This window comes from Amycolatopsis speibonae (assembly GCF_042647925.1).
GTDB lineage: Bacteria > Actinomycetota > Actinomycetes > Mycobacteriales > Pseudonocardiaceae > Amycolatopsis > Amycolatopsis speibonae.
Genome location: NZ_JBHRWK010000140.1, coordinates 1 through 858, shown reverse-complemented (window position 1 = coordinate 858; position 858 = coordinate 1). Strand labels below are relative to the sequence as shown.

1 protein-coding gene is annotated in these 858 nt (G+C 59.6%); it reads right to left on the bottom strand.

Features of this window, described 5'->3' with window-relative positions; all coding sequences use genetic code 11:
• Window positions 1–419: 419 nt before the first annotated feature.
• A partial coding sequence (locus ACFOSH_RS42500) for a hypothetical protein (RefSeq protein WP_378247228.1) occupies window positions 420–858 on the bottom strand: 439 nt, incomplete at its 5' end.

Below are 858 nucleotides of genomic sequence, written 5' to 3'. Positions count from 1 at the left end.
CTCGAGGTGGCGCAGACGCCACCAATACCGCGCCCAGCAAGGCCACTACCAGCGACAATCGACCCACGAACCATGACCATCACGAACTACGGCTGGAGTACTAGCGCGCTGAACGGGTGCTTTCCGTGCGATCGGATCAAAGATCCAGTACATACCATTTAGTGCGGAACATGTCTTGTTTGACGCGTTGGCAGTGGGAGCGGAGGGCTTGTTCATGCAGGCCGAGGGCGTGCGCTGCGGCTAGCCGGGTGCGGTGCGCCGCATTTCAAGGACGTGCCGGACGTAGTCGAGGCCGAGAGGGATCGAGCAGGCAGCGATTGCGGGAGTGCCCACTCCCGAACCTGACAACGCCGAAGGGAAGAACATTAAAGCGCTCCCTCGGAGTCGGTGTTCGCCGCACCTGCTCCTGCTGCACCGCCTCAGCTGGTGGCGGCCGAAGCAGCACCACCTGAGTCCGACTCATCGGTCTCGTCATCCTTGATGGGGAGACCGGCACGACGCTTGTACAGCTGGGTCGCGGTCTGGGCAAGGAGCACGGTGGCATTGAGATCCTCGCATAGGACGCGCAAGTCGCATTCCAGCTCCAGAAAGCCTGCCTCGTTCGGCTGTTCAGAAACATGAACGCGATCGAAGATACCCTGTACCCGCCCGTGTGTAATCGAGCTCTGATCGCTGTACATCCACTGGAAAATGTGCCGAGGGATGGAAATCGGCGTTTCAAGTTCCCAGTCCGGAGCATTCAGCGCGGTCTCGACCGTGGAGTGTTCCCGCTTTTGTGGACGCGGGTTTAGGCCGCGATTTCGTTGATGTTTCTGTATCCTAGCTCGTATTCTTGGGGTGTCAAGTATCCGAGCGTTG